The organism is Paenibacillus sp. OK003 (genome assembly GCF_900109515.1).
GTDB classification, from domain to species: Bacteria; Bacillota; Bacilli; order Paenibacillales; family Paenibacillaceae; genus Paenibacillus; species Paenibacillus marchantiae.
In genome coordinates this window covers 1-24,395 of the sequence record NZ_FOBD01000031.1, presented here as the reverse complement: position 1 = coordinate 24,395, position 24,395 = coordinate 1, and the positions used below count along the sequence as shown (strand labels likewise).

The 24,395-nt window shown below is 47.7% G+C and carries 23 protein-coding genes; 19 read left to right on the top strand and 4 right to left on the bottom strand.

Annotation, left to right across the window (positions count from 1 at the left end):
* The first annotated feature begins 17 nt into the window (after positions 1–17).
* From BMW94_RS29135 to sigK, 4 genes are all read left to right on the top strand, one after another.
* Positions 18–1,268 (top strand): MFS transporter, encoded by a 1,251-nt coding sequence (locus BMW94_RS29135; protein WP_091002103.1) that lies wholly within the window; start codon positions 18–20, stop codon positions 1,266–1,268.
* A 411-nt stretch (positions 1,269–1,679) separates the two neighbouring features.
* Positions 1,680–2,627 (top strand): alpha/beta hydrolase, encoded by a 948-nt coding sequence (locus BMW94_RS29130; RefSeq protein ID WP_091002102.1) that lies wholly within the window; start codon positions 1,680–1,682, stop codon positions 2,625–2,627.
* A gap of 353 nt (positions 2,628–2,980) precedes the next feature.
* A complete protein-coding gene (locus tag BMW94_RS29125; RefSeq protein WP_091002101.1) occupies positions 2,981–3,160 on the top strand; it encodes a hypothetical protein in 180 nt (59 codons plus the stop codon).
* Positions 3,161–3,289: 129 nt separating this feature from the next.
* Complete coding sequence (gene sigK, locus BMW94_RS29120; RefSeq protein ID WP_064636235.1) at positions 3,290–3,991, top strand: RNA polymerase sporulation sigma factor SigK; 702 nt, start codon at positions 3,290–3,292, stop codon at positions 3,989–3,991.
* Positions 3,992–4,245: 254 nt separating this feature from the next.
* Here the strand turns inward: sigK and BMW94_RS29115 are convergent, their stop codons facing one another.
* The 3 genes from BMW94_RS29115 to BMW94_RS29105 form a co-directional block, all read right to left on the bottom strand.
* Positions 4,246–5,079, bottom strand: coding sequence for an alpha/beta hydrolase (locus BMW94_RS29115; protein ID WP_091002100.1), 834 nt, complete (start codon positions 5,077–5,079; stop codon positions 4,246–4,248).
* Between the two features lie 52 nt (positions 5,080–5,131).
* Positions 5,132–5,578, bottom strand: a complete 447-nt coding sequence (locus tag BMW94_RS29110; protein WP_254790408.1) for a MarR family winged helix-turn-helix transcriptional regulator — start codon at positions 5,576–5,578, stop codon at positions 5,132–5,134.
* A gap of 119 nt (positions 5,579–5,697) precedes the next feature.
* Positions 5,698–6,762: an ABC transporter substrate-binding protein gene (locus tag BMW94_RS29105; RefSeq protein WP_091002099.1), complete on the bottom strand. Its 1,065-nt coding sequence runs from the start codon at positions 6,760–6,762 to the stop codon at positions 5,698–5,700.
* Between the two features lie 165 nt (positions 6,763–6,927).
* On the opposite strand from BMW94_RS29105, the gene BMW94_RS29100 reads away from it, so the two are divergent.
* Together BMW94_RS29100 and BMW94_RS29095 are read left to right on the top strand one after the other, a co-directional pair.
* Entirely contained in the window at positions 6,928–8,004 is a 1,077-nt protein-coding gene (locus BMW94_RS29100) for a FecCD family ABC transporter permease (protein ID WP_217648205.1), read from the top strand.
* A 2-nt stretch (positions 8,005–8,006) separates the two neighbouring features.
* A complete protein-coding gene (locus tag BMW94_RS29095; RefSeq protein ID WP_091002097.1) occupies positions 8,007–8,774 on the top strand; it encodes an ABC transporter ATP-binding protein in 768 nt (255 codons plus the stop codon).
* A gap of 225 nt (positions 8,775–8,999) precedes the next feature.
* Here BMW94_RS29095 and BMW94_RS29090 read toward each other — a convergent pair whose 3' ends face one another.
* The gene (locus BMW94_RS29090) at positions 9,000–9,602 is read right to left on the bottom strand and encodes a TetR/AcrR family transcriptional regulator (protein WP_091002096.1); all 603 of its coding nucleotides are present in this window, start codon (positions 9,600–9,602) and stop codon (positions 9,000–9,002) included.
* A gap of 230 nt (positions 9,603–9,832) precedes the next feature.
* On the opposite strand from BMW94_RS29090, the gene ssuD reads away from it, so the two are divergent.
* The 13 genes from ssuD to BMW94_RS29025 all read left to right on the top strand — a co-directional run bounded on the left by ssuD (position 9,833) and on the right by BMW94_RS29025 (position 23,986).
* Entirely contained in the window at positions 9,833–10,993 is a 1,161-nt protein-coding gene (ssuD, locus tag BMW94_RS29085) for an FMNH2-dependent alkanesulfonate monooxygenase (RefSeq protein WP_091002095.1), read from the top strand.
* A 487-nt stretch (positions 10,994–11,480) separates the two neighbouring features.
* A complete protein-coding gene (locus BMW94_RS29080; protein ID WP_091002094.1) occupies positions 11,481–11,978 on the top strand; it encodes a HEAT repeat domain-containing protein in 498 nt (165 codons plus the stop codon).
* An 88-nt stretch (positions 11,979–12,066) separates the two neighbouring features.
* Positions 12,067–12,729, top strand: a complete 663-nt coding sequence (rnhA, locus tag BMW94_RS29075) for a ribonuclease H (RefSeq protein WP_091002093.1) — start codon at positions 12,067–12,069, stop codon at positions 12,727–12,729.
* A 195-nt stretch (positions 12,730–12,924) separates the two neighbouring features.
* The gene (locus BMW94_RS29070) at positions 12,925–13,794 is read left to right on the top strand and encodes an alpha/beta fold hydrolase (protein WP_091002092.1); all 870 of its coding nucleotides are present in this window, start codon (positions 12,925–12,927) and stop codon (positions 13,792–13,794) included.
* Positions 13,795–13,949: 155 nt separating this feature from the next.
* Entirely contained in the window at positions 13,950–14,939 is a 990-nt protein-coding gene (locus BMW94_RS29065; protein ID WP_091002091.1) for a serine/threonine protein kinase, read from the top strand.
* A gap of 253 nt (positions 14,940–15,192) precedes the next feature.
* On the top strand, positions 15,193–16,506 hold the full coding sequence (locus tag BMW94_RS29060) for an ABC transporter substrate-binding protein (RefSeq protein ID WP_254790407.1): 1,314 nt from the start codon (positions 15,193–15,195) through the stop codon (positions 16,504–16,506).
* Positions 16,507–16,574: 68 nt separating this feature from the next.
* A complete protein-coding gene (locus BMW94_RS29055; protein WP_091002090.1) occupies positions 16,575–17,456 on the top strand; it encodes a carbohydrate ABC transporter permease in 882 nt (293 codons plus the stop codon).
* 26 nt (positions 17,457–17,482) lie between these two features.
* Entirely contained in the window at positions 17,483–18,301 is an 819-nt protein-coding gene (locus BMW94_RS29050) for a carbohydrate ABC transporter permease (RefSeq protein WP_091002119.1), read from the top strand.
* A 28-nt stretch (positions 18,302–18,329) separates the two neighbouring features.
* Positions 18,330–19,883 carry a DUF4127 family protein gene (locus BMW94_RS29045; RefSeq protein WP_091002089.1) on the top strand — a complete coding sequence of 518 codons (1,554 nt, stop codon included), beginning with the start codon at positions 18,330–18,332 and terminating at the stop codon, positions 19,881–19,883.
* Positions 19,884–19,900: 17 nt separating this feature from the next.
* Complete coding sequence (locus BMW94_RS29040) at positions 19,901–20,608, top strand: N-acetylmannosamine-6-phosphate 2-epimerase (protein WP_254790410.1); 708 nt, start codon at positions 19,901–19,903, stop codon at positions 20,606–20,608.
* Positions 20,595–21,422, top strand: coding sequence for a MurR/RpiR family transcriptional regulator (locus BMW94_RS29035; RefSeq protein ID WP_091002088.1), 828 nt, complete (start codon positions 20,595–20,597; stop codon positions 21,420–21,422). The genes BMW94_RS29040 and BMW94_RS29035 overlap by 14 nt, the downstream gene beginning before the upstream one ends.
* Before the next feature lie 28 nt (positions 21,423–21,450).
* On the top strand, positions 21,451–22,404 hold the full coding sequence (locus tag BMW94_RS29030; protein ID WP_091002087.1) for an ROK family protein: 954 nt from the start codon (positions 21,451–21,453) through the stop codon (positions 22,402–22,404).
* On the top strand, positions 22,394–23,986 hold the full coding sequence (locus BMW94_RS29025) for an FAD-dependent oxidoreductase (RefSeq protein ID WP_091002086.1): 1,593 nt from the start codon (positions 22,394–22,396) through the stop codon (positions 23,984–23,986). Before BMW94_RS29030 ends, BMW94_RS29025 begins: the two co-directional genes overlap by 11 nt.
* Positions 23,987–24,395 lie beyond the last annotated feature (409 nt).

The window sequence follows — 24,395 nt, the reverse complement described above, 5'->3', positions numbered from 1 at the left end:
GGAGAAGAGAACATCATATGCGTAAGACAGAATTATCTCAAACGGAATCGCAAGTTACGAAATCTGCTAAACGAGGGGCGTTTCCCTTATCCCTGTTATGCCTGACGGTAGGGGCTTTTGCCATTGGCATGACAGAGTTTATTATTATGGGCCTTCTGCCTAATGTGGCGGCGGATTTGAATGTGAGTATCCCCCAAGCAGGGCAGTTAATTACGGGTTACGCGCTTGGGGTGGCGGTGGGCGCGCCTGTACTAACCGTGTTCACGCACAAGATTCCGCAGAAAAAACTGCTCGTACTGCTGATGTGTATTTTTATCATCGGTAACGCATTGTCTGTTATTGCACCAACTTACGGACTGCTCATCTCGGCACGTATTCTAACGGCATTCGCCCACGGTACGTTTCTGGGAGTAGGCTCGCTGCTGGCAACACGATTGGTTGCGCCGGAGAGAAGGGCAGGAGCGGTATCCGTAGTCCTGGCTGGATTAACGATTGCCAACATTATCGGTGTGCCGTTTGGTACCTTCATCGGGCAACAGCTCGGATGGCGGTCATCGTTTGGAGCTATTACCATTCTGGGCATTATCTCATTGATTGGTATCATTCGTTTCATTCCGGAGATCCAGCAGGGACCACCAGCAAACTTGGGTCAGCAATTCCGAAATCTGGTTCGCCCCCAAGTGTTATTGATATTGCTCATTGGTGCGCTAGGCTGTGGAAGTCTGTTCGCTGTGTTTACTTATATCACACCAATGCTTGTCGATATTAGTGGTTTTGCTGAGCAGAGCGTGACCTGGATTCTGGTGCTGTTCGGTGTCGGCGTTACATTGGGGAATATGCTTGGTGGTCGTCTGGCAGACTGGAAGCTGATGCCTTCCCTGATGGTTAACTTCGGTATATTGTCTGTTCTGTTGGCGGCCTTAACGTTGACGCTGGACAATCCGTATCTAGCGGTAATCACCATCTTCTGCTGGGGCGTTGCGGCTTTTGGGATTATGCCAGGTCTGCAAATTCGAATTATGAATATGACTCGTGAAGCACCGCTGCTGGCGACAACGTCGAGTCACTCGGCCTTTAATCTGGGCAACGCAGGTGGTGCCTATTTGGGCGGGTTTGCAATTACGCATACGGGACTTATCTCAGTACCGTTGTATGCAGCAGTTATTGCAGCACTTGGACTTGTGGGATTACTCATTAGCGTGACTATGGAACGCAAAACAAGGTTGCCGGAAATCGTAGAGGTCGCTGAGGCAGCGCCGGTAAACTGAAAAGAAAGTCAGAAAGCTTCAATTCTCCTGTGTAACACGGAGAGTTGAGGCTTTTTTTTACTCTACTATTTTTAATAGATTTCAAGCTCAGTTAAGTCGCACATAGCCCTGTTTACATATTCAGATTCTCAGAGTAAAGGATAAAAGAGATATACTTTTTAAAGAAAAAACAATGGATATTTAAGTATTATAAGTTATTTTACACGTTATAATGGAATCAATTGTAAATATATGCAAAATGCATTTTCTTTTTTACCCGAGAAATCGTAAGGGTACAGGCAATATATGCTGAAAGGGGGTGAAGTTCACGTTTATTTTGTAAGGGCTTTCAAATTGTGTGTTCTATGAAAGTTCTGTTTCAAACTATGTTTGAATGCTCCAAAATAAAATGGGTAAAGGAGAAGTAATCATATGAAAAAACGTTTGTCTTCTATTTTGAGTCTTTCAATAACCGCTGCATTACTTGTGCCAACGATGGCTTTTGCCACTGAGTCGAATGAAGGGGTCACCGCAACCTCTCTCCAGGAAATTGGAAATCATGGAACTGTGAATGCCTCAAGCTTCGAAAGTCAAAATGCCCTGACTCCAAGTGCGGTTGTGCCTGCACCACCAGGCTATGATTCATATCGGAACAATATTCCGCATGGAAATACCAATCTGATCTCCTATTATTCCACAACGGTTGGCAATGCACGCAAAGCAATGGTGTATACACCGCCAGGATATTCTCCGAATAAAAAGTATAACGTCCTGTATCTCCTGCACGGCATTGGCGGGGATGAGTATGAGTGGGTTAACGCCATGAAACCGAAGAACATTCTGGACAACCTGTATTCCGAAGGCAAGCTGTCAGACATGATCGTAGTCTTCCCGAATGGCCGCGCCATGAAGGATGATCGTCCGATCGGTGACATTTATGCCCCGGACAAAGTGGCTGCATTTGAACGATTTGAACAAGACTTGCTCAAGGATCTGATTCCTCATATCGAAGCCAATTATCCAGTGTACAAAGACCGCAATAGTCGTGCGCTGGCGGGTCTGTCCATGGGTGGTGGACAATCTCTCAACTTCGGGTTGAAGAATCTGGATACCTTCGCCTGGGTCGGCGCTTTCTCCGCAGCACCGAATACAAAATCGGTGTCGGAATTGGTCACGAATCCGGGACAAGTCGCAAGTAAACTTAAATTGCTGTGGTTATCTTGTGGTTCGAGTGACGGTCTGTTATGGGTCAGCCAGAATTTCAAAAACGGCTTGAGCAGCATGAACATTCCGCATACCTGGTATCAGGATGTAGGGGGGCATGAGCCGTCTGTTTGGAACAGTGGACTGTACCAGTTCTCTCAACGCATTTTCAAGTAATCAGCAAGCCTTCATAAAAGGTAGTAATGAGCAGCAGCCTCAGTTCTGTATTGTACAGAGCTGAGGTTTTTGGTATGTGCGTGGTGAGTGCTGCCGAATCTGAGACACGTTATTTAAGGGTTTGAAGCGAATCCAGCAGGCTAAGGAATTTAAGACACGTTATTTCGGATTTTGGGTCCGTTTGTAGCGTTTTTTATAATAGTTTGAGGAAATAACATGTCTGGTGTTCCTTACGTTTGAAAAAGAAGGTTAGGTGTCCAAATAAGACGTACTGGGTTCTTTAGATAAAGAGCACGGCCAAGGCTAACATTACTGCTTCGCATCAAGGGGTGGAGCTAGAGGGAGTTGATGACATGTACTACTATAAAGGTGCGTTCAGAGAAACGGACAATTTTATTTATTTCAAAAGCGAAGTTCAATTAGCCGAGAATGATGTCGTGATATTTGGCGAGAAGAAGTATTTTATCGAAAGTGTTGAGAAAGAATTCCTCATCCTTCAGAAGGTGGGGGCCATCGTTTCAGTGAGTGTATGAAATCCTGCGGAAACATTTCCTTTTTGAAGTGTACGTGCACTTCTGGGCACACGCCTACATACAATAAATCGACCCTGTTCCCACATGTGCTCAGGCCAGATCGTTGTAAAACTGCAGGAGGTGTCATCTGTGCCCGGATTGTTTACCGCAATTGCCCTGTTCATTAAAGAGTTAACGTTACTTGTCTCGTATGTCAAAAACAACGCCTTTCCTCAGCCCCTCGCTGAGGATGATGAAGCCAAACATTTACGCCTCATGGCCGAAGGCAATGCTCATTCGCGTAATTTGCTTATCGAACACAATCTGCGCCTCGTCGCGCATATCGTCAAGAAATTTGACAATACTGGCGAAGACCAGGAAGACCTGATTTCGATTGGAACGATTGGTTTGATTAAGGCGATCGAAAGTTTTCAACAAGGCAAAGGGACCAAACTCGCTACATTTGCTGCCCGTTGCATTGAAAACGAAATACTTATGCATCTTCGCTCCCTGAAGAAAACACGTAAAGACGTATCCCTACATGATCCAATCGGAACGGACAAAGAGGGCAATGAAATTACATTAATTGATATTCTCGGAACAGAAGCCGACGACGTTGTAGATAAGGTGCAACTCAAGATTGAAAAAAGCAAAATTTACCGCAATCTCGACATCTTGGATGATCGGGAAAAGGAAGTTGTTATTGGCCGATTCGGCCTGGAGGCAGGTGGGGAAGAGCGCACCCAACGCGAGATAGCCAAGGAACTTGGCATCTCACGCTCCTATGTATCACGGATTGAGAAGCGGGCGCTAATGAAGCTGTATCACGAGTTTTATAAGGCGAAGCAGTGAGATTACAAGCTACAAGGTAGTACGGAGAACAATAGAGTGCATAGGAAGCAACTTGTCTGTGGATGAGTTGCTTTTTTGTTTTAGTTGCTCTCGACATTTTAGAAGATCAGGATAGGGAATTTTTGCTTGACCGATTCGGCCTGGAAACAGGCGGGGAGGAGAGCTATCCAACGCGAGATTACCAAGGAAGCGGGTATCTCAGGCTCCCATGTATCACGCATGGAGTAGCGAGCGTTTTTTTGCATGCTTTAATTTTAATTCCCCCGATTTAACCATTTCAGGATGATCTCCACAACTTCCAAATAACGCTGGCCAACGAGCAATCCGGTATGGGTTGTATCCCACAGCCCTGCATATTCAGCGCCTAGCTGTTCTGAAGTCAGTTGACCTCTCCGTTCCTCCTCATCGGATTCTACAGCTTTGATGACCAGACTCGGACATGTAATTAAATTGCCGTTGATGGATACACCGCCGCTTGACCCAAATGCCGCCGAGAACGTGAGAAATGCCTTCGCTGACTCCATCTGCAAATATTTACGCTGAAATGCAATATCCTCTGCTGATTCGTCAATACTGCTGTGCTCTTCGCGGGCCGGGGGAGGGATGACAATGTCAGGTATCATTCGATCACTCTCAGGATAGGGAATCAATTGATGAACTTCCTGACTTAGACTGGAATCAATCACGACCAATCCAGCTAAAGCAGTCGCCTCGGCAATCTTCTGACTGAGTATTCCGCCCATGCTGAAACCGATGAGAACAGGGGGCTCATCACACTCCGCCAGAACTTCCCGGATATCCTCCAAATAGTCCTCAAACGTAATTTTCGTCATGTCCATTACCCGGCTTTTGTAATGACTTCTCAGGTTCATGACGTAGCAGGTCCAGCCTAGTTTAACGAAGTGGGGTATATATTTGCTCCACATCCAGCTGCCTGTATATGCGCCATGAACAAACAAGAGGGGAGGCCTTTTTGCTGAATTTACCGAGGGGGGAGCCGTATGACCTTCATATATTTCAAGGTGCAAATCATGTTTTCCTATCGTTTTGACTTCATGTTCAGGTAGCAATTGAGTAAAATCGATCATTAGGACAACCCTCCAAAATTAGTTTTATATCAAACTATCACTCCAAAAAAAATTAGAAGTTGCCGTGAATTTTCATCAAAATTCGAAGCAGTTCCTTTTTCTCCGCTTCAGTAACATCCGCATAAAATGCGTCTAGCAAGCGCTGGGAGATATCTTCAAAGGCTGGTTTAAGTTGTTCTCCTTTTGCAGTCAATGTCACATGGACAATCCGTGAATCAGTTGCATCGCGCTCTTTGACGACATAACCGTTGCGAACCAATTTGTCGACAAGCGCTGTGACCGTGGATTTATCCTTGCCAATTTTTTTGGCGATTTCAGCCATGGTCATTCGGGAATGGTTGTACAGGGCGTAGATAATATCCCCATGCGACGTGGCCAGATCCTGGATTCCCTGTTCAGCCATCTCGGATAAAATGAAGCGGTTGACCTTCTCTTTAATTTTGGATACGAGTGATATAGCGTCTGTCGTTTTCATATGTGTAATATAGTTTGTTATCAAACTAATGTCAAGCTCGGATTTCAATTATGGACACATAAACGGACGAAAAAGAGCAGCGAGAAACCTTTTCTCCTGCTCTTTCTATTTTTTATTTGAATTTGGAAGTAGATGCCCTGCAATTACTTGATCGGATTTGCCTTCATTTCCTGTTCCATCTTCTCAATGCCGTCCAGAATTTGATATCCATAACCCCAGAACTGACTGAAATCTGTTACGTAAATTTGTTTGTTTTTAATGGCATTCATGCTTTGCAATGCAGGGTTGGCATACAGATTCTGAATCAGCTTGTCGATATCCGGGGAACCGGCATAGGCGGATAAGAGCAGGTAGTCCGGGTTTGCAGTGATTAGTTGTTCCACACTGACTTCACCTTGCACGCCATCAAATGTATTTTTCAGTTTCAACAGGCTCAGTGCATCCAACTGATACGTATCATTTTGCATGCTGCTTACAGTGATCGTGTCTTCCGTAGCAGGGACGATATAGGCAAAACTGTGCTCAGATTGATCTGCCACACTTGACTTGATGGCTTCAACCCGAGCTTTCAGACTTTCCGTGAATTTTGCGGCGTTGTCCTGTACATCGAAGATTTGGCCCAACTGTGCAATATCATTATAGAGGCTGTCCAATGTCCCTTGATGATTCGTCTTTTGCAGGAAGGTGCGGATGTTCATGTCATTCAAGCCATCCACGGTACCAACACCCCAGTCTGCGTCTGCGAAGAGATCTCCACGTCCCAGCACCAGATCCGGACTTGCGCCTACAACGAGCTCTTTGCCGACATAATCTTTGGACAAGACAGGGATTTTCGCAAAATCATCTGCGACATCAGGAGTAACCGTGCCATACAATGCGGCGACTCCAACCATTTTATCGGTCAGCCCAAGCTTGATCAGCATCTCTGCAGCAGATTGGGTATTTGCCAAGACACGCTCGGGGGCTTTCTCGAATGTTTGTGATTTTGGTTTCCACTCGCCACCTTCACCTGAGATGCTAAAATTCTCAATCGTGAGAGGATAGGATGTTTTGCTTGTATTTTCTACTTGTGCTGCTGTTTCCGATGAATTGCTTCCCTCCGCAGCGGGGGTGGTAGTGGTGGAAGAGGATGAATTGGAACATGCTGCAAGCAAGAGCAACAGGAGACTTAAAGAAGCGAACAAAATGATTCTGAATTTGAATTTCACTAGCGACGAGCCCCTTTTCTATATGTTTTTAAATTGACAAAGATAATCATTCTCAATTATAATCCGAGAAAATACTTTGTAAATAGCTAAATTTTTATTATTCAAATTCAAGTGAAATTGATGGGGGAAGAGATGGCACAGACGGCTCAGATTCAGAAGCAGCGTATGGGAAAAAGGGAGTACCTGATTTACAGCAAATCCGGTTTTGCAGTATTGATTGCCGCTTTAATCATCGTAATGGTTATTTCGGTTGGAATTGCAGTATCCATTGGACAGGTGAGCATTCCACTCGCTGAGTCTTATCGCATTCTGTTGTACAAATTAACTGGATTTCAGTTCAGCTCTACGCCGATTGAGGCGGGGTCTTTTACGGATATTATCTGGCAGATTCGCTTTCCGCGTGTACTGATGGCCATGTTTATCGGTGCCGGGCTAGCTTTATGTGGTGCAGTTATGCAGGCTGCCGTGCAGAATCCACTTGCAGACCCGTATATACTGGGGATTTCCTCAGGAGCTTCACTCGGGGCCACGTTTGCCATTCTGATCGGATTCGGCGCGATTGGCTGGCTTGGTCAGACCGGGGTGGCTTTCTGGGCATTTGCCGGTGCCATGGGGGCGTCCTTGCTGGTCCTGGCTCTGGCAGGTATTCGGGGGAAAATGACATCGGTCAAGCTGGTGCTTGCCGGAATGGTCATTAATGCGCTGTGCAGTGCCTTTTCGAACTTTATCATTTATTTTGCCAACAATGCCGAAGGCATCAAGACCGTAACATTCTGGACCATGGGCAGTCTTGCCTCATCCGGATGGAACAAGCTTCCGCTGATTAGCATCGTTGTGCTCGTAGCCATTGTGTTCTTCCTGTTGCAGTCCCGGGTTCTCAATACGATGCTGTTGGGTGACGAAGCCGCGGTTACACTCGGAATTAATCTCAGTGTATATCGCAGATTGTATATGCTGTTAACAGCTCTTGTCACCGGTGTAATGGTAGCAAGCTGCGGCATGATCGGTTTTGTCGGATTGATTATTCCACATATCGTGAGAGGGCTGGTCGGATCGGATCATCGTAAAGTCATGCCTGTATCCGTTCTGTTCGGTGCCATCTTCCTGATCTGGACGGATATTATTGCACGATCACTGATTTCCAGCGTTGAATTGCCGATCGGGATCATTACAGCGATGATTGGTGCGCCGATGTTTATGTATATGTTAGTCAAAAAAGGCTACGGTTTTGGAGGAAAATAAACATGAAATTGAATGTAGAAAATGTATCCATATCGGTGCTGAACACGGATATTATCCGGGACATTTCATTACAGGTAAATGCCAAGCAATTCGTCGGCCTGATTGGCCCAAACGGTTGTGGCAAATCAACGCTGCTTAAGAGCATCTATAAAGTGATCAAACCGCAGCAAGGCAAAGTATTTCTCGATGACACGGACATTCTGAAATCCAGTCCCAAGGTCGTGTCCCGGCATATGGGCGTTGTGGGTCAATTTAACGAATTAAGCTTTGATTTTACGGTGCGTGAAATGGTTATGATGGGTCGCACCCCTCACAAGAAACTGCTGGAGACGGATAATGAACGGGATTATGAAATCGTGGAACAGGCGTTGGAAAAGGTACATCTGACCGGACATGCGGACCGCAATTATGTGTCCCTGTCCGGCGGGGAAAAGCAGCGTGTGGTCCTCGCCCGAGTGCTGGCCCAGCAGCCCGAATTTCTGATATTGGACGAGCCTACCAATCATTTGGATATCAAATATCAGCTTCAGATCCTCAATATTGTGCGGAGTCTGGATATCGGCATATTGGCTGCCCTTCATGATCTCGAACTCGCCGCAGCGTATTGCGATTACCTCTATGTCGTGAAGCAGGGACAGATTGTGGTTCATGGCAAACCCGCCGATATCCTGACTCGTGAAATGATTGGTGAAGTATTCGACGTGGAATGTGAAATATACGAAAATCCAGTGACAGGTGGCCTGGGCATTGCCTACTTGAGTACGCGATGAGACAAGGAACCGTCTTAGCTGAAACTCACACATGTTCTCTCGTTATCTCTTCCACTATAACTCCGGTTACACAGGCATTTGTGGAGTAAGTTGTAAAAGAAGAACTGTCTTTAAGCGGAATATATGCTTAAATGACAGTTCTTTTTGTTCTAAAGTCAAGTGTCACATGTCACGTGTATTCAGATGCCATGTATCACTTTTTTTGGAGAGGATGGGCTACTCACTCTAAACCGATGCTCCCATCGCTTTATATGTTCCTAACAGGGCAATTCGGGTTAGTTGAAGAGCCATGTGATGAGGTGAGTATACCTTACTGTCAGCAAGCCATTTGTGAATAATTCCAATGGTGGAGAAGCTGATGTGATCCAGTAAAATATCCAGAGGCACTTCTTTTTGCTCCATGCCTAATTGGGATATCCGATCCAAAAACATCTCTCTAATCACTTGATTCAACCGGCTGTTGAAATTCCCAGGAGGATTGATCAGTATCATCACCCGATAGAATTCATCATGCTCCAATATATGCTCGAACAATACTGCAAAAATGGGATCTGGCTCATTAAATGAAGGTAGATTCCCAAGGTGAGCATTCCGTTCCGCCAGTAACTGCTCAAGCAGTTGAAACTTCGCATTCACCATGCTATCCAATAAATCATCCTTGTCTAGAAAGTGGGCGTAAAAGGTAGAGCGATTGATATTCGCTTGGTCCGCGATGTCTACGACACTAATTTCGGTAAAGGCTTTCTGTGGCAGAATTTTCAGGAGAGCTTCGGAAATCATCACACGGGTCCGTAAAATTCTTCGATCCACTCCACGGGATTCATTCACTTCTCATCACCTCGAAAACAACGGATTGATCAACTTTGTTGAGCCTTCAAATGGTTTGGGAATGTAGAATAACAAGACATTTCGCAACACATCGGTAAAATGCGTTGCTTAACCGTCAGATTCTGCCTAATTGATCGTTGATATCCAACGGATAATAGCTATCATAATAAATAAAACACACCAAATCAATCGGAAAAATAAAATATAAAAATAGGAATGAGGTCATACCTATGGAACTGTTTTGGTTTATTCCCACACACGGGGATGGCAGGTATCTTGGAACAAAAGAAGGGGCCCGGGCAGTCAGTTACCATTACTGCAAGCAGGTGGCACAAGCCGCGGATGAACTTGGATATGCCGGTGTTTTGTTACCTACGGGAAAGTCGTGTGAAGATGCGTGGATTGTGGCTTCATCGCTGATTTCTTCCACGGACAGGCTGAAGTTTCTTGTCGCGGCGCGTCCAGGTCTGATGATGCCAACCACAGCTGCACGCATGGCCGCAACCCTGGATCGTTTCTCCAAAGGAAGACTACTAATCAATGTGGTGGCTGGGGGAGATCCAATTGAGCTTGAAGGAGAAGGGCTGTTCCTGGACCACGATGAGCGCTATGCGTTGGCCGATGAATTTCTGACCATTTGGCGCAAGGAATTGCAGGGAGAGGCGGTTGACTATGAAGGCAAATATCTGAAGGTTAAGGGTGGCTCCGTCCTGTATCCGACCATCCAAAAGCCATATCCACCAATCTATTTTGGAGGTTCCTCGGAAGCCGCAATGGAAGTGGCAGCGGATCATGTCGATGTGTATTTAACGTGGGGTGAGCCTCCGGGTCAGGTGCAAGCCAAAATTCATCAAATGCGGGAGCTGGCTGCGAAAAAAGGAAGAAGCATTCGTTTTGGCATACGCATGCATGTTATTGTGCGTCCGACAGCAGACGAAGCATGGAAGGCCGCAAATGAGCTGATCTCCCATCTGGATGAGGAGACGATAGCCGCTGCCCAGAAGATCTATGCTCGCATGGATTCCGTAGGACAGCAGAGAATGGCCAAGCTGCATAATGGTGATCGTTCGAACCTAGAGATTAGCCCCAATCTGTGGGCGGGCATTGGCTTGGTTAGAGGTGGTGCCGGAACCGCACTTGTCGGTGATCCCGATCAGGTGGCAGCCAGAATCAGAGAGTATGAAGAACTGGGGATCGAGACGTTCATTTTATCCGGTTATCCGCATCTGGAAGAATGTTATCGTACCGCGGAGCTGCTGTTTCCAAAGCTTCAGTATTCGCAACATGGAGAAAGCGGCGATCATTCCTTTGTTGGTCCATTTGGAGAAATCATTGCCAATAACAACATCCCGGACCACATGGTCAAAACCAAAGTTTCCTCCAAATCCTAATTTCATAACGGATTTCGGATTAAGGCAACTAAAAGACACCTGAAGGCATTCGGCATTCGGGTGTCTTTTTACATGCGCTAGAAAGGGCCACCTGTGGCCAGCCATCTCTATATTTTATTCAAATTATTTACTGTATTTTGGAGTCAATCGGACGCGAGTGTCCATCCTGAATGACCTCCTGGAACAGTTCCTTGGATTTCGTGGGCCACGTACCTTGCTTCAGGAGTGCTTCCAAATCAGTACAAGCAAGATGGATTTCCATATCCAGTCCATTGGTTGTATTCCTTTCTGTACTAAATCATGTGTCGTAGTTCATAGCCTGTTCTTGATCTGGTTGAAATATACAATTGTTTAGGTCAAGAGATGTGGATAAGGAAAATAGTCCCGATGTGATAAGGACCATTATACTACATCCTAAAATAAGGAAATGACCGATATTATTATGGAGAGTTTTCTACTAACAAAATGAGGAGTGATATAACGTACAATGTATACGAACATGATCCAAAAGCATCTTTCCCAAGGAGATATGGAAGGCGTTGTTAAACAAATTGCATATATTGGCGAAAAAAAGGATACCACCCAATTCGCTTTCTTGATTGAACTCCTGAAATCTACGGACAACACAACACTACGCAACAAAATTGCCATTGCTTTATCGGACATTGGGGATGATCGAGCAGTCGAGCCATTAATTGAAGTCATCACAGACCCCAAGACATTAGGAAGCAGAGGCACATTACTATACGCTCTTGAAAACCTGAATTACATAGTACATATAGAGAACATTATTCCATTTATCGGTGATTCCAGTCTGGAAGTGAGCGCGCAGTCATTCATGTTGCTGGAGCAAATGATGGATAAGTTATCGGATTTACAGAACCTTAGGTGTCAACAACGTATTGAAATGCAACTCTCACATAACCAAAGCAAGCTTCTGGAAGTAGCATTAGACATGTTGAAGAAATGGAGGTATCAAGTGTAGCAATTAAGATGAACACGTTTCTTTCAATCTCACCTCCCTATCGTTTACAATAAGGAATGGAATGCAGCAAACGAAGGAGCGGGTCATATTGGCAAAGCAGAAATACTATGTCGTTTGGGAAGGCAAGAAGCCAGGCGTATACAGCACATGGGCAGAATGCAAAGCACAAACAGATCATTATACCGGAGCAAAATATAAATCGTATGAATCAAAAGCTGCCGCCGAAGAGGCCTATCGTGCCGGATGGAAAGGAAACTGGGGGACAGGTGCCAGTGGATCAGGTAGCTCCTCAAAGACGAAGTCTGGCAGTGCTGGAAGAAGTGCGGGTATGGAAACCTCGAATGAAATCGATTATGACAGCATCTCGGTTGATGTAGGTACGAGGGGGAACCCGGGACCCGTGGAATATAAAGGTGTGGATACCCGCACGGGTGAGATTATTTTCTCCGTTGGGCCAATTTCCAAAGGTACGAATAATCTGGGTGAATTTCTGGCCATCGTACATGCCTTGGCGTATCTCAAAAAAGAGGGCAGTAACAAGACGGTTTATACGGACTCCGTCAATGCGATGAAATGGTTAAAACAAAAAGCGGTATCCACCACACTCGCAAGGGATGCTTCCACCGAAGAGATCTGGCTGATGATTGACCGTGCAGAGCAGTGGCTCCGAACGAATACGTATAGCAATAAAGTGCTAAAATGGCAGACCAAGCAGTGGGGCGAAATCAAGGCAGATTACGGCCGAAAATAGCCCTAATTCTCTACAATTTCTGTATTATTAATTTTCTATGAGAAACGATGTTTACAATTTCCAGTTTCCATTCTATAATCAGTTCATTATGATAAGTTACACATATGAAGGAGCCTGTCATCAGCGGGCTCTTTTATATTTATGGACCTTAAAATCCATAACATGTTGAAAGAGTATACTTTGCAGGAGGCAGACATGGGTTCCATTTATAGAAGTGAAGAAGGCAAGAGCAGCATACTTGAGGAATACGAAGCGTATGTTGAGCAATTGGGCGAAGGTTTTACACGAGAGTACGTCGAGACACGTTTTGGACAAACGCATGTTTTATTAACAGGTCCAGAAGACGGTAAGCCGCTATTTATTCTCCAGGGCGGAAATTGTGTGAATCCGATGACGTTGTCATGGTTCTCTTCTCTTTTCAAAGATTACCGGATTATCGCGCCGGATACGATCGGTCATCCAGGCTACAGTGAAGAAACACGAATTTCGGCAAGGTTTGATAGTTTGGCTTTGTGGATTTCTGATTTGCTGGACCATTACAAGATCGAAAAGAGTGCGTTTATCGGTCCTTCCTTTGGAGGCGGAATTATCCTAAGACTGGCAACTTACATTCCGGACCGAATTGCATGTTCTGTTCTGGTAGCACCCGCTGGACTGGCCGTGGGATCCAAAATTAAAATGGCTCAGGATATCGTGTTGCCACTCGTAACGTACAAAATGACTTCTTCTCCAACTTCTTTGCAAAAGATCGCGGATATCATGTCATGCAGTTGTATGAAAGAAATAGATAAAAATATAATCGGGAAAATCTTCAAATACGTCAGTCTGGAACAGGATATGCCCAAGCTTACGGAGCAGGAGGAATTGGTGAATTATACATCGCCAACACTGCTGTTGGTGGGAGAGAAGGATGTCTTTTTCCCGGCAGATAAGGTCATTGAAAGAGCTCAGAAGATTATTCCGAATGTCAAAGCAATCAAATACGACACAGGTCATTTCCCGTCTCAAGATGTGTTGATCCAGATGAACCAAGAAATTCAGCAATTCTTACAGCAGAATTATTAAATTTAGGAATTTTTCAATATTTCCGCATGGTTGTGATTCAAATTGCATCATTTGGTTTATATAGATGGTTGGCGATAAAACGCCTGTCTGGTTGGACTGAATGATGCAACATGCGGCAAGTCTTCCGATCGACAAGGTTGAAAAGAGGGTCTGTTATGAAAAAGGACAATTGCAAAATGGCATTGCAGCGCAATGTAATTTTAAATGATACATATCAGGTAAGACATCTCATGGCCAGCAGTGAGCTGGCTATTGTATATGCAGGAAGAGATCGGAATACAGGTGCAAAGGTAGCAATCAAGGAGTTTTTCCCCCAGAGGCTGGCAGCACGTCAGACCGACAAACGGGGAGTGTTCTGTTCTTCACGGGGGTTCAGTGGTCAGTATCAGGAACTTCTTGCTGCATTTTTGGTAGAAGGAGAGCTGTTATCCACGTTGAATCATCCTCATATTGTGTCGTACGTGGATCATTTCGAAGAAAATGACACAGGGTATCTTGTTATGGAATACTGCACAGGGGTAACCTTAACCGGATATCTCAGTGAGCGTAATCATGCGCTGGACGCGGTATTTATTACGGAGACATTGCTTCCGCTGGTAGATACACTGGACTATATTCATAAGCAGGGAATTCTCCATCGTGATGTGAAGCCATCCAATATTATGGTGATGGAAGACGGTACGCCCAAACTATTGGACTTCGGTTCAGCAGCTCGCTGGCCTGTACAATCCGGGGAAAAACAGGCGATCTTTACATCGACAGGGTACTCACCCCTTGAGTTCTACTCGGAGAAATCCACTCAGGGACCGATGTCAGACATATATAGCCTGGCAGCGTTGCTTCATTATTGGACATGCGGGCAGCCCCCTATGGATGTAAAACAGCGATTGTTCCGCGATGAATTGCCATCTGTGCGTTCTCATAATGAGTATGTGAACCGGTGGCTCGCACGCGTTATTCACTGGGGATTATCGGTTCGTTCCGAGCAACGTTGTGCTTCTCTCGCTTGGGTTAAGAGATCACTTCAAGTACAAGCCTGGATGTGGAAAATACGCAAACCTGGTACGGTAGAATGGGCTTTGGCTGAGAATGAACATACCCAAATCTACGAAGCAGAGCCAAAGAAACAGCATGAGACGGCTTGATGGCAGCCTTGTCTTATACATATAGTCGTAATAAACAAGCCAGTTTGGTCCTTTCACGGATCGAACTGGCTTATTTTTTGTGTTTTTTTAGCCTAAAAGAAAAATTATTTCTTTTTTTAATTTATTTATGGAAGAATACTTCATTCTAACGCCAGGGTCTGCATATACTCCATTGGAAAGATGGAGTAATTAGCCAGAAAATCTGACGTAAGCGCCGGCTCCCGTCTTACACCAAACTGAGGGGGAATGTTGTGTGACCACCAACAAAAAGGGCTTCACAGTTTCTTTGCTGCTAGTCGTTATGATGTCTATGCTGCTTGCCGCCTGCGGAGGAAATGACAATACGGCTGGTACGCCGAGTCCGGGAAGCACTGGGGAGACGGGTACGGAAGCTGGAAAGCCGGTGACGCTGGAGTTTTGGACGATTGCTTTACAGCCAACGTTCAACGATTACTTCAATGAATTGATTGCCAAGTATGAGAGCAGTCATCCTGGCGTGAAAGTCGAGTGGAAGGACTATCCATATGATGCTATTTCACAGCGTTTATTGACCAGTACGGCCAGTGGCAAAAGCCCTGATGTTGTGAATCTCAATACCGAATTCGCCAGTCAATTGGGAAGTAAGGGGGCGCTGCTGAATCTGAATTCATACCTGACAGATGAGGAAGCGAAGAGTTACTTTGAAGGCATTTATAATTCTACTGTGTTGGATGGCAAAGCTTACGCGCTTCCTTGGTACACAGGTACCGAAGTGCTGTTCATGAATACCAAGCTGGTGAAGGAGGCAGGTCTTGATCCGGCAAATCCGCCGCAGACCCGAGAGGAACTCGTGGAGTGGGCCCGTCAGGTCCATGAAAAGACAGGAGTGGCCGGTTATGCGCAGCAGCTTGTCTCCAAGCTATTTCCAATCGACGGCATCCCCATTCTAAATGAGGACAAAACGGCCGCGGCTTTCAATACGCCGGAAGCAGAGGCGATGATCGCTCAAATGCGTGATCTGATGGCCGAAGGTGTGGTGCTGAAGGAGGATGCGGAATTCAGCAAGCAGATCCAGTATTTTTCCGGGGAGCAGGTCGCTTTCCAGTTGTCCGGTCCAACCTTTATCAACTTCATCAAGAAGTCTGCACCGGATGTTTACAAGAATACGATTGCGGTAACACTCCCAACGGGCAAAGCGAACCTGCGGCTCTCCAATTCCATGGATCTCGTTGTGCCTCAGAAATCTAAAAACCCCGAACAAGCGGTGGAATTTGCCGCTTTTATTACCAATGCAGAGAACCAGACTGCCTTCTCCAAGGTAGCCAACACGCTGCCATCAAGCAAAGCCTCCATTGAAGATCCGTTCTTTACGCAATCCGACGGATCGCTGGAAGCCGAAGCCAAGGTAGCCTCCTCTCAAAGTCTAGATAAAGCAACTGATTACATGGTCGGCGTACCGAATGCAGGAGATATCAACTCCGCATTGGCACGGGGCTTGCAGGAAATTTTGATGAACGGAGCAGATATTAAAGAAACGCTGAACGCAGTGGAGAAGGAAGTCAACCAAATTCTTAACCAGGATTCCTGAACTTGTGCGGTACAGTCTGATGAGGGGGAGTACTCCCCCTTGATCCTAGAAGAGAGGGAGGCGTAGCCGTGTACAAGGCGATTCGATCCGAATCTTTTGCTGCATGGGCGTTTATGGCACCGGGATTGTTGTTTCTGGCGGTTTTCACCTTTTGGCCGATTATTTACGGAATACCCCTCTCATTAACCGATTATTCTGTCATTACAGAGACACATTTCGTTGGTCTGGATAACTTTACCCGGGCCTTTCAAGATCACAATTTCCTAATTTCGCTGTGGAATTCGTTGGTGTATGTGCTGGTTGTACCGGTGATTCAAATCATCTCGATCCTCATGGCCATTCTGGTTAACAGCCGGATTCCGGGTGTCAAAATGTTCAGGGCTGCCTACTACATACCGGTTGTAACTTCCATGGTCGCGGTGGCGTTGATCTGGAGCTGGCTGTTGGGCAATAACGGCGTGGTCAATTACCTGCTGCTGAAGGTTGGCATTCTTAGTGAGCAGGTCTCCTGGCTTTCCACGAGTAGTACGGCGCTGTATGTGCTGATGTTCATCACCATGTGGAAGGGTCTCGGCTATTACATGATGCTCTACCTGGCTGGACTACAGGGTATTCCGACAGATCTGTACGAAGCCGCCAGAGTGGATGGAGCAGGACCGCTGAGACTGATTGTTCATGTGACGCTTCCACTGCTGCGGCCGCATATTCTCTTTTGCACCGTAATTTCGGTGATGGGTGCCGTTCGTGTGTTTGATGAGGTCTATATTCTCACCAAGGGCGGGCCGGGAACGTCCACGTTGACCTCGAGCGTATATATTTTTCAAAAAGGGCTGGAGCAATTCAATTTTGGTTATGCCTCAGCGCTTGGGCTGATCGTTAGTGTGATGGTAGCAGCGCTCAGTGTGTTGGTGTTCCGGCTGAACCGGAGAGGCGGGGTGAATACCTATTGATTCGGCGTACGCTTTCGTCTAAAAAAATGAAAAAAGGCCTTCGTCATTTGATCATTTATGTACTGTTGATTTTGCTTGCCCTGTTTATGATGGGTCCTTTTCTGTGGCTGCTCAGTGTATCACTGATGCCTGGTCGTAATGTGTTCGCGAATCCACCAGCAATTCTCCCTACTTTCATTGCTTTCGATAACTACGTGCAGGTGTGGGAGTTCATGGATTTTCCACGCTACATCATAAATACGGTGGTGATTACACTCCTTGGGGTGGCATTTAACATCTTTTTGTCCTGCCTCACGGCGTATCCACTCGCCACCTTTCGGTTCAGGGGACGTAATCTGGTGTTCACGCTGCTAATCTCGACCATGATTATCCCTTCGGCAACGGCGATGATTGTGCATTATTTAACCATTCAGGCCTTTCACTTGGGCAATACGTTTCTTGGTGTTGTGCTTCCGGCTGCGGTGTCGGTATTTAACATCTTTCTGATGCGACAAACGTTTCTGGGCATACCGACAGATATTCGGGATTCTGGCAAAATGGATGGAGCCTCCGAATTCCGTATCTTCGTTCAGCTTGTCATGCCATTGGTGAAACCAGGGGTTGCTGTCATTGGCTTGCTTGAGGTCATGGCATTCTGGAACAATTTCCTGTGGCCGATTGTGGTGTTGGATGATCCGCAGAAGTATCCACTGGCTGCGGCCCTGACGTACCTGAACGGTCAGTTCTCGTATAACTTCGGCTGGATTGCCGCTGGAACCATGATCTCGGTGCTGCCGATTATCATCGTGTTTCTTTTCACCCAAAAATATTATATGGAAGGCATCGCCGGAGCGATAAAAGGATAGAAAAACGACTGAAAGGGTGATGGCATTCATGCCGAAGCAGTATATGCTAACCTTTGTTCCGTTAGATGAACGGCCTTGCAATTATGAATTCCCTTATTTGTTGGCACAGGGAACGGAATTCACAGTGGAGCGTCCGCCACTTGAAATCATGGGTCTGAAAAAGCGTCCGGGTGATGTCGAGCAGTTATGGACCTGGTTTGAGGAGAGCTGTGCAGGGGCAGATGGAGCAATCGTTGCCTTGGATACGTTGCTCTACGGCGGGATTATTCCTTCCCGGCTACATCAGTTGGAGCCCGATGAACTGGCGGCCCGTCTGGAGCTCCTTCGGGGGATCAAGCAGCGGTACCCGCAGCTAACCCTGTATACGTTTCAACTGATTATGCGATGCCCGCAATATTCCTTGTCCGATGAGGAGCCGGATTATTACGCCGACTGGGGAAGAGAGATTTTTCGCAAAGGTTTCATCAGCCATCGGCTGGAGCTAGGGATTGCGACGGAAGAGGAGATCCGCGAGCTGGCCGATATCGATAACCGTCTACCAATGGAAGTGCTGGAAGATTACCTGGGACGCAGGGCCGTAAATATTGAAGCAAACAAGCAAGTGCTGGCTCTGGTCAAGGAAGGAATTATCGAGTTCATGATTGTGCCACAGGATGATTCGGCGCCTTATGGACATACAGCCAAGGATCAGGAGAACGTGCGAGCCCGGATTACGGCCCTGGATCTGGAACTTAAAGTCTACATGTACCCTGGTGCGGACGAAGTTGGTTGCGTACTGCTCACCAGAATGATGAACAAGGCTCGAGGCCGGATGCCGCTTGTGTACCCACGATTATCATCTGTTCAGGGGGCGTTTGTTACCCCATTATTCGAGGATCGATTTTTCTATGAGACGCTCAAATATCAGATTTTGGCTGCAGGTGGGTTGATTGCATCCAGTGAGACTGAAGCAGATCTGGTGCTGTTGATTAGCACACCTGGAGAGACGATGGCGGAAGCGGTGTCGCAGCAGCATTCTTTTTACAGCTATGATGTATACCGAAACCTGATGGAACTGGTGGAATATGGACACTTTCTGCTCAGGAGCAAGAAGAAGCCGGTGGCTGTAGCGGATGTGGGATATGCCAATGGTGGGGATCAGAAGCTGGTCAAGATGCTGCGGCAAAAAGACATGTTATTTGATCTGGCTGGATACGCAGCCTGGAATACCAGCTCCAACTCACTTGGCACCGTTATTTCGCAGGCCATGATCTATCTGCTCTATGGTCGTACACAATCGCATCTTGATTTCCTCGCTCTCCGCTATGCTGAGGATGTCTGCTATTGTTCAGTCGTTCGGGGAGAACTTAGCAATGGCCCGGTGCAGGAGATGGGTTATGGCAAGTACTTGCTGGATGGATCTCGTGGCCTTGTTGCCGCCCGAGTAGAGGAGAGGCTGCGTCAAGAGCTTGCTGTGCGGATCGATACTGCAGCAGGGAGTATCCAAATTACCGACTGTTATATGCCATGGAACCGGATGTTTGAAGTGGGCTTATCTGTAAGATTCATACCATCCAACCCTGGTAAGGAAAACAGAATATAAGAGAGAGGGTGAGAACCCTGACAAAGGTAGTGCTGGAGAAACTGCATTTGGGGCTGATTGTTTCCTGCCAGGCGCTGGCTGACGAACCGCTGCATGGCGCAGAGATGATGGCCCGCATGGCGGCTGCTGCAGAGGAAGGAGGCGCCGCGGGTATTCGGGCGAATGGGGCAGCAGATGTACGTGCGATCAAGCAGACCGTCTCATTGCCGGTTATTGGCATCGTAAAGCGCAATTACCCGGATTCTGCTGTATATATCACCCCAACCCTCAGAGAAATTGATGAGCTGCTGGAGGCCGGAGCGGATATCATTGCATTTGATGCGACCCGCCAGAGCAGGCCGGAAAATTATACATTGGAGCAAATCACCGCCTATCTGAACGCAAATAAGGTGGTTTCCATGGCAGACATCTCCATTCTGGAGGAAGCTTTATATGCTGAGTCACTTGGAGTCAGCTGTGTTTCGACTACCCTATCGGGTTATACACCGTATTCCCGACAGCAGGAAGGGCCGAATTTGGAGCTGCTGGGGATGTGCGCACAGCGGTTGAAGATTCCGGTCATTGCCGAAGGGCGGATTAGTATACCCTCTCAGGTAGAGGAGGCGCTTGATCTGGGGGCATACGCTGTTGTGGTGGGCTCCGCAATAACTCGGCCACAGCTAATTACCCGACAGTTCGCAGCAGTGACCAAAAAAGCGAGGATGAAGAGTAATGGAGATGAATGACCGAATGAATACGTATTATCCTTCCATGACCAGGTCGGAGCAGAAGGTGGCCCGGTGCGTGCGGGACAATCCGGATAATATAATCTATTTTTCTGTGACGGAGCTGGCTGATTTTGCTGGTACCGGAGAGACCACGGTGATGCGATTCTGCCGTAAAATCGGATTTAAAGGTTATCAGGATTTCAAGCTGATGCTGGCTCAAGAGCTGCCAAAACGGCAGAACCAGCTAGACGGCGAGCAGGGAGAGGATGATTACGCCGACCATTTATATGCCTCGATGGTGGGGGTGCTGCAATCCAGCTTGGGTATGCTGGATCGCAGCCAGTTGGAGCAGGCGGTAAAGTGTCTGGATAGCGCACGACATGTGCAATTCTTCGGCGTGGGCTCGTCAGGCATTACCGCCATGGATGCCAAAAACCGTTTTCTGCGCATCGGGCGGCGTGCGGAAGCAAATTCCGACAGTCATATCCAGTCCATGATGGCGGTAACGATGGGAGAAGGTGATGTGGCTTTTGGCATCAGCGTGTCCGGCAGTACGCTGGACACCAACGACATGCTGATGAAGGCCAAACAAAACGGGGCTAAGGTGATTGCCATGACGAACTATGCCAAATCCCCTATTGCTTCTATTGCGGATATCTTGCTCTTGACCGCCGGGAAGGAGTCTCCCCTTGAAGGCGGTTCTGTAGGAGCTAAAATCTCTCAGCTGTTTATTATCGATTTGCTCTGCCAGGGGCTGGAGCGACAGCATGGCGAAGAGACCAAAAAGATGAAGGAATTAACGGCCAGAGCGGTTATCGACCGTACTTATTGAAGGGCTTGTGTGAATAGGGGGAAAGCGAATGCCGCAGGTCATTGGCGTGGATGTAGGAGGCACAGGCATTAAAGGGCTTGTAGTCAATGAAGCGGGAGTCGTTCGGGTGGAGGCTGCATGTGCAACCGAGGCCCGGTTGGGTCGGAAGGCTATACTTGGCCAGCTGCACGGGTTAGTAAGTGAACTGTTGTCTAGCTGTGAAGAAGTGAAGGCCCTGGGTATTGCCTCGGCAGGAAGGGTGAATGTGGAAACGGGTGAAGTTATCCACGCAACGAATAATTTACCTGGCTGGCAGGGAATGCCACTGACACAGTGGGCAACTGCGGAATTTGGCCTGCCTTCAACTGCCGATAACGACGCCAATGCTGCACTGCTCGGCGAGGCGTGGCTTGGTACCGGCCGCGGTAAGCAGAACCTGGTTATGCTGACACTCGGAACTGGGGTCGGTGGGGCCAATATGGCATTTGGCAGGATGTTACGGGGAGTAGACTGGCGCGGTGGGGACTGGGGGCACAGTGTGCTGGTGCCTGACGGTCGGCCTTGCAATTGTGGCAAACGCGGCTGCGTGGAGCAATACATTTCCGGTAGTGCACTGATGCGGCTGGCGCGGGAACAGAAGGGCAACACGTATACTCACGGCCGAGAGATTATGACCGCTGCAAGCCAGGGAGAAGCAATAGCGTTGTACATTCTAGAGCGTTACATATCTGTTTTGGCCGTGGTTATTGCGAATATATCTGCCTCGATAGATCCGGAATTGATTATTCTTGGTGGCGGTGTGACCCATGATCAGGCTATATGGTGGCCGATGCTTACCGCAAAGTTATCCAGTGTCGGGTTGGCAGACCGGGTTGCAGTCGCTGAACTCGGTAACTGGGCAGGCTGTATCGGGGCGGCGCAGCTGGCCTTGGAACGCCTGCGTAAAGACGGCGTTGGCTGGTCTGAAGGCAGTGACAGGGAGGAGACAAAGCATGGGGATTGAACAGGAGAAACACAGTGATATGGTCATTATTGGCGGTGGCCTTGGCGGGACTGCGGCTGCGCTGGCTGCAGCCAAGGCAGGGCAACGGGTACTTTTGACGGAAGAGACGGACTGGCTTGGCGGTCAATTGACTTCACAGGCAGTACCGCCAGATGAACACCGCTGGATTGAACAATCTGGCAGTACAGCATCGTATCGTGAGTTCCGCAGCCGAGTCAGAGATTACTACAGACGGAACTACCCGCTTACGGATGTCGCCAAGAGCGATCCTGTTCTTAACCCCGGCAATGGCTGGGTGAGCCGCTTGGCGCATGAGCCGAAGGTCGCGCTTGCCGTTTTGCATGAGATGCTTGCACCTTACGTGAACACCGGTCGAATTGAGATGCTCTATCATACCGTGCCAGTTCAGGTAGATACAGCAGGTGACCGGGTGACTGGCGTGACTGTGCGTGAAGAGCCGAGTGGGGGATTAATAAAACTCCGGGGTGCCTATTATCTGGATGCCACAGAATGCAGCGATCTGCTTCCCCTCGCCGGAGTAGAGCATGTAAGTGGAGCAGAATCTCGGCGGGAAACGGGTGAACCACATGCCCTGGATGAAGCGGACCCGCTAGACATGCAGTCGATTACCCATGTGGCGGCAGTAGATTATGTGGCGGGTGGAGACTTCACGATCCCTCGTCCGAGGGACTATGATTACTGGCGTCAGTATGTTCCCTCATTCTCACTGTATCCGATCCTGAGCTGGTACGCTTCGGATGCCAATGATACCTCCAAGCTGAAAGAGTTCACGATGTTCCCGAATGATCAGGGCATAACCTCCCTGTGGGATTATCGGCGGATCGTTGACCCGGCTATATGGACAGAGTCACTGAATGATGGTGAAGTCACGCTGCTCAACTGGGCACTGAACGATTATTACGCCGGGCCGATCATTGGTGTATCGCCGGAGGAACGCGAGCGGCATCTGGAAGGGGCGAAGCAACTAACCCTTTCCTTGGTATACTGGCTTCAGACGGCATCTCCCCGCCTGGACGGCGGAAAGGGTTATCCGGGCGTAAGGCTGCGTGGAGATGTGCTCGGTACGGAAGACGGTCTCGCGAAAGCACCGTATATTCGGGAATCACGGCGAATCCGAGGCGTATATACCATTACCGAGCAGGATGTGAGCAAGGAGTTGCGCGGAGCAGAGGGAGCCAAACGTTACGAGGATAGTGTGGGGGTCGGCAGTTATCATCTGGATCTCCATCCAACAACCGTGAGCCAGCGGACCTTTTATATTCCGAACCATCCCTATGAGATTCCGCTGGGTGCACTCATCCCGGTGCGAGTCAAGAACTTGCTCCCAGCTTGCAAAAATATCTCCATGACCCAGATTGTGAACGGTTGTTACCGTCTGCATCCCACCGAATGGAATATTGGCGAGGCTGCCGGCACCCTTGCCGCTTATGCCATTGCACAGCAAGTAGAGCCCTCAGAAGTGAGGGCTTCGACGGAGCATCTTCACGCCTATCAGGCACAGCTGATTCGCCAGGGTGTTCAGCTTCATTGGACAGATGCGGAGCTGGCAGGGGAGTGTTAGACAGACTTTTAAGAGAACGTTGCTATCTTCACAACGCATAAGCACTAGAGATACCAGAGAGATAAAAAAATGGGGATGTCCCATAAGTCATGAATATGACAGGGGACATCCCTTATTCGTGTTATTTTGTTTGAATGATCCTGAGACATGCTATTCGCTCCCATTTGCCCAGATCTGAGAACTAACGAACCACAGAGACGTTAGTTCGTCGATTCGGTCAATTTTTTAGGTTTTGACAACGTTTTATGACGAAATAGCGTTACTGAGGTTCGTTGAATCTTGCAAGCGTTGATGATCCGCCTTTTAAGGTGCGGTAGGTTCGTTGCTATGAACGTTTTTGTCAAGCCCATCACAAAAAGCTGCTTTTCCCCGAAGCCCTAAGCGCGGGAGTCCATATGCGAGCGACGGT

Excerpts from the sequence above, each read along its gene's own strand:
- BMW94_RS29135 (WP_091002103.1), top strand. The coding sequence starts at position 18 with ATGCGTAAGACAGAATTATCTCAAACGGAATCGCAAGTTACGAAATCT.
- BMW94_RS29130 (WP_091002102.1), top strand. The coding sequence starts at position 1,680 with ATGAAAAAACGTTTGTCTTCTATTTTGAGTCTTTCAATAACCGCTGCA.
- BMW94_RS29125 (WP_091002101.1), top strand. The coding sequence starts at position 2,981 with ATGTACTACTATAAAGGTGCGTTCAGAGAAACGGACAATTTTATTTAT.
- BMW94_RS29115 (WP_091002100.1), bottom strand. The coding sequence starts at position 5,079 with ATGATCGATTTTACTCAATTGCTACCTGAACATGAAGTCAAAACGATA.
- BMW94_RS29100 (WP_217648205.1), top strand. The coding sequence starts at position 6,928 with ATGGGAAAAAGGGAGTACCTGATTTACAGCAAATCCGGTTTTGCAGTA.
- BMW94_RS29095 (WP_091002097.1), top strand. The coding sequence starts at position 8,007 with ATGAAATTGAATGTAGAAAATGTATCCATATCGGTGCTGAACACGGAT.
- ssuD (WP_091002095.1), top strand. The coding sequence starts at position 9,833 with ATGGAACTGTTTTGGTTTATTCCCACACACGGGGATGGCAGGTATCTT.
- BMW94_RS29080 (WP_091002094.1), top strand. The coding sequence starts at position 11,481 with ATGTATACGAACATGATCCAAAAGCATCTTTCCCAAGGAGATATGGAA.
- BMW94_RS29070 (WP_091002092.1), top strand. The coding sequence starts at position 12,925 with ATGGGTTCCATTTATAGAAGTGAAGAAGGCAAGAGCAGCATACTTGAG.
- BMW94_RS29065 (WP_091002091.1), top strand. The coding sequence starts at position 13,950 with ATGAAAAAGGACAATTGCAAAATGGCATTGCAGCGCAATGTAATTTTA.
- BMW94_RS29050 (WP_091002119.1), top strand. The coding sequence starts at position 17,483 with ATGAAAAAAGGCCTTCGTCATTTGATCATTTATGTACTGTTGATTTTG.
- BMW94_RS29045 (WP_091002089.1), top strand. The coding sequence starts at position 18,330 with ATGCCGAAGCAGTATATGCTAACCTTTGTTCCGTTAGATGAACGGCCT.
- BMW94_RS29035 (WP_091002088.1), top strand. The coding sequence starts at position 20,595 with ATGGAGATGAATGACCGAATGAATACGTATTATCCTTCCATGACCAGG.
- BMW94_RS29030 (WP_091002087.1), top strand. The coding sequence starts at position 21,451 with ATGCCGCAGGTCATTGGCGTGGATGTAGGAGGCACAGGCATTAAAGGG.
- BMW94_RS29025 (WP_091002086.1), top strand. The coding sequence starts at position 22,394 with ATGGGGATTGAACAGGAGAAACACAGTGATATGGTCATTATTGGCGGT.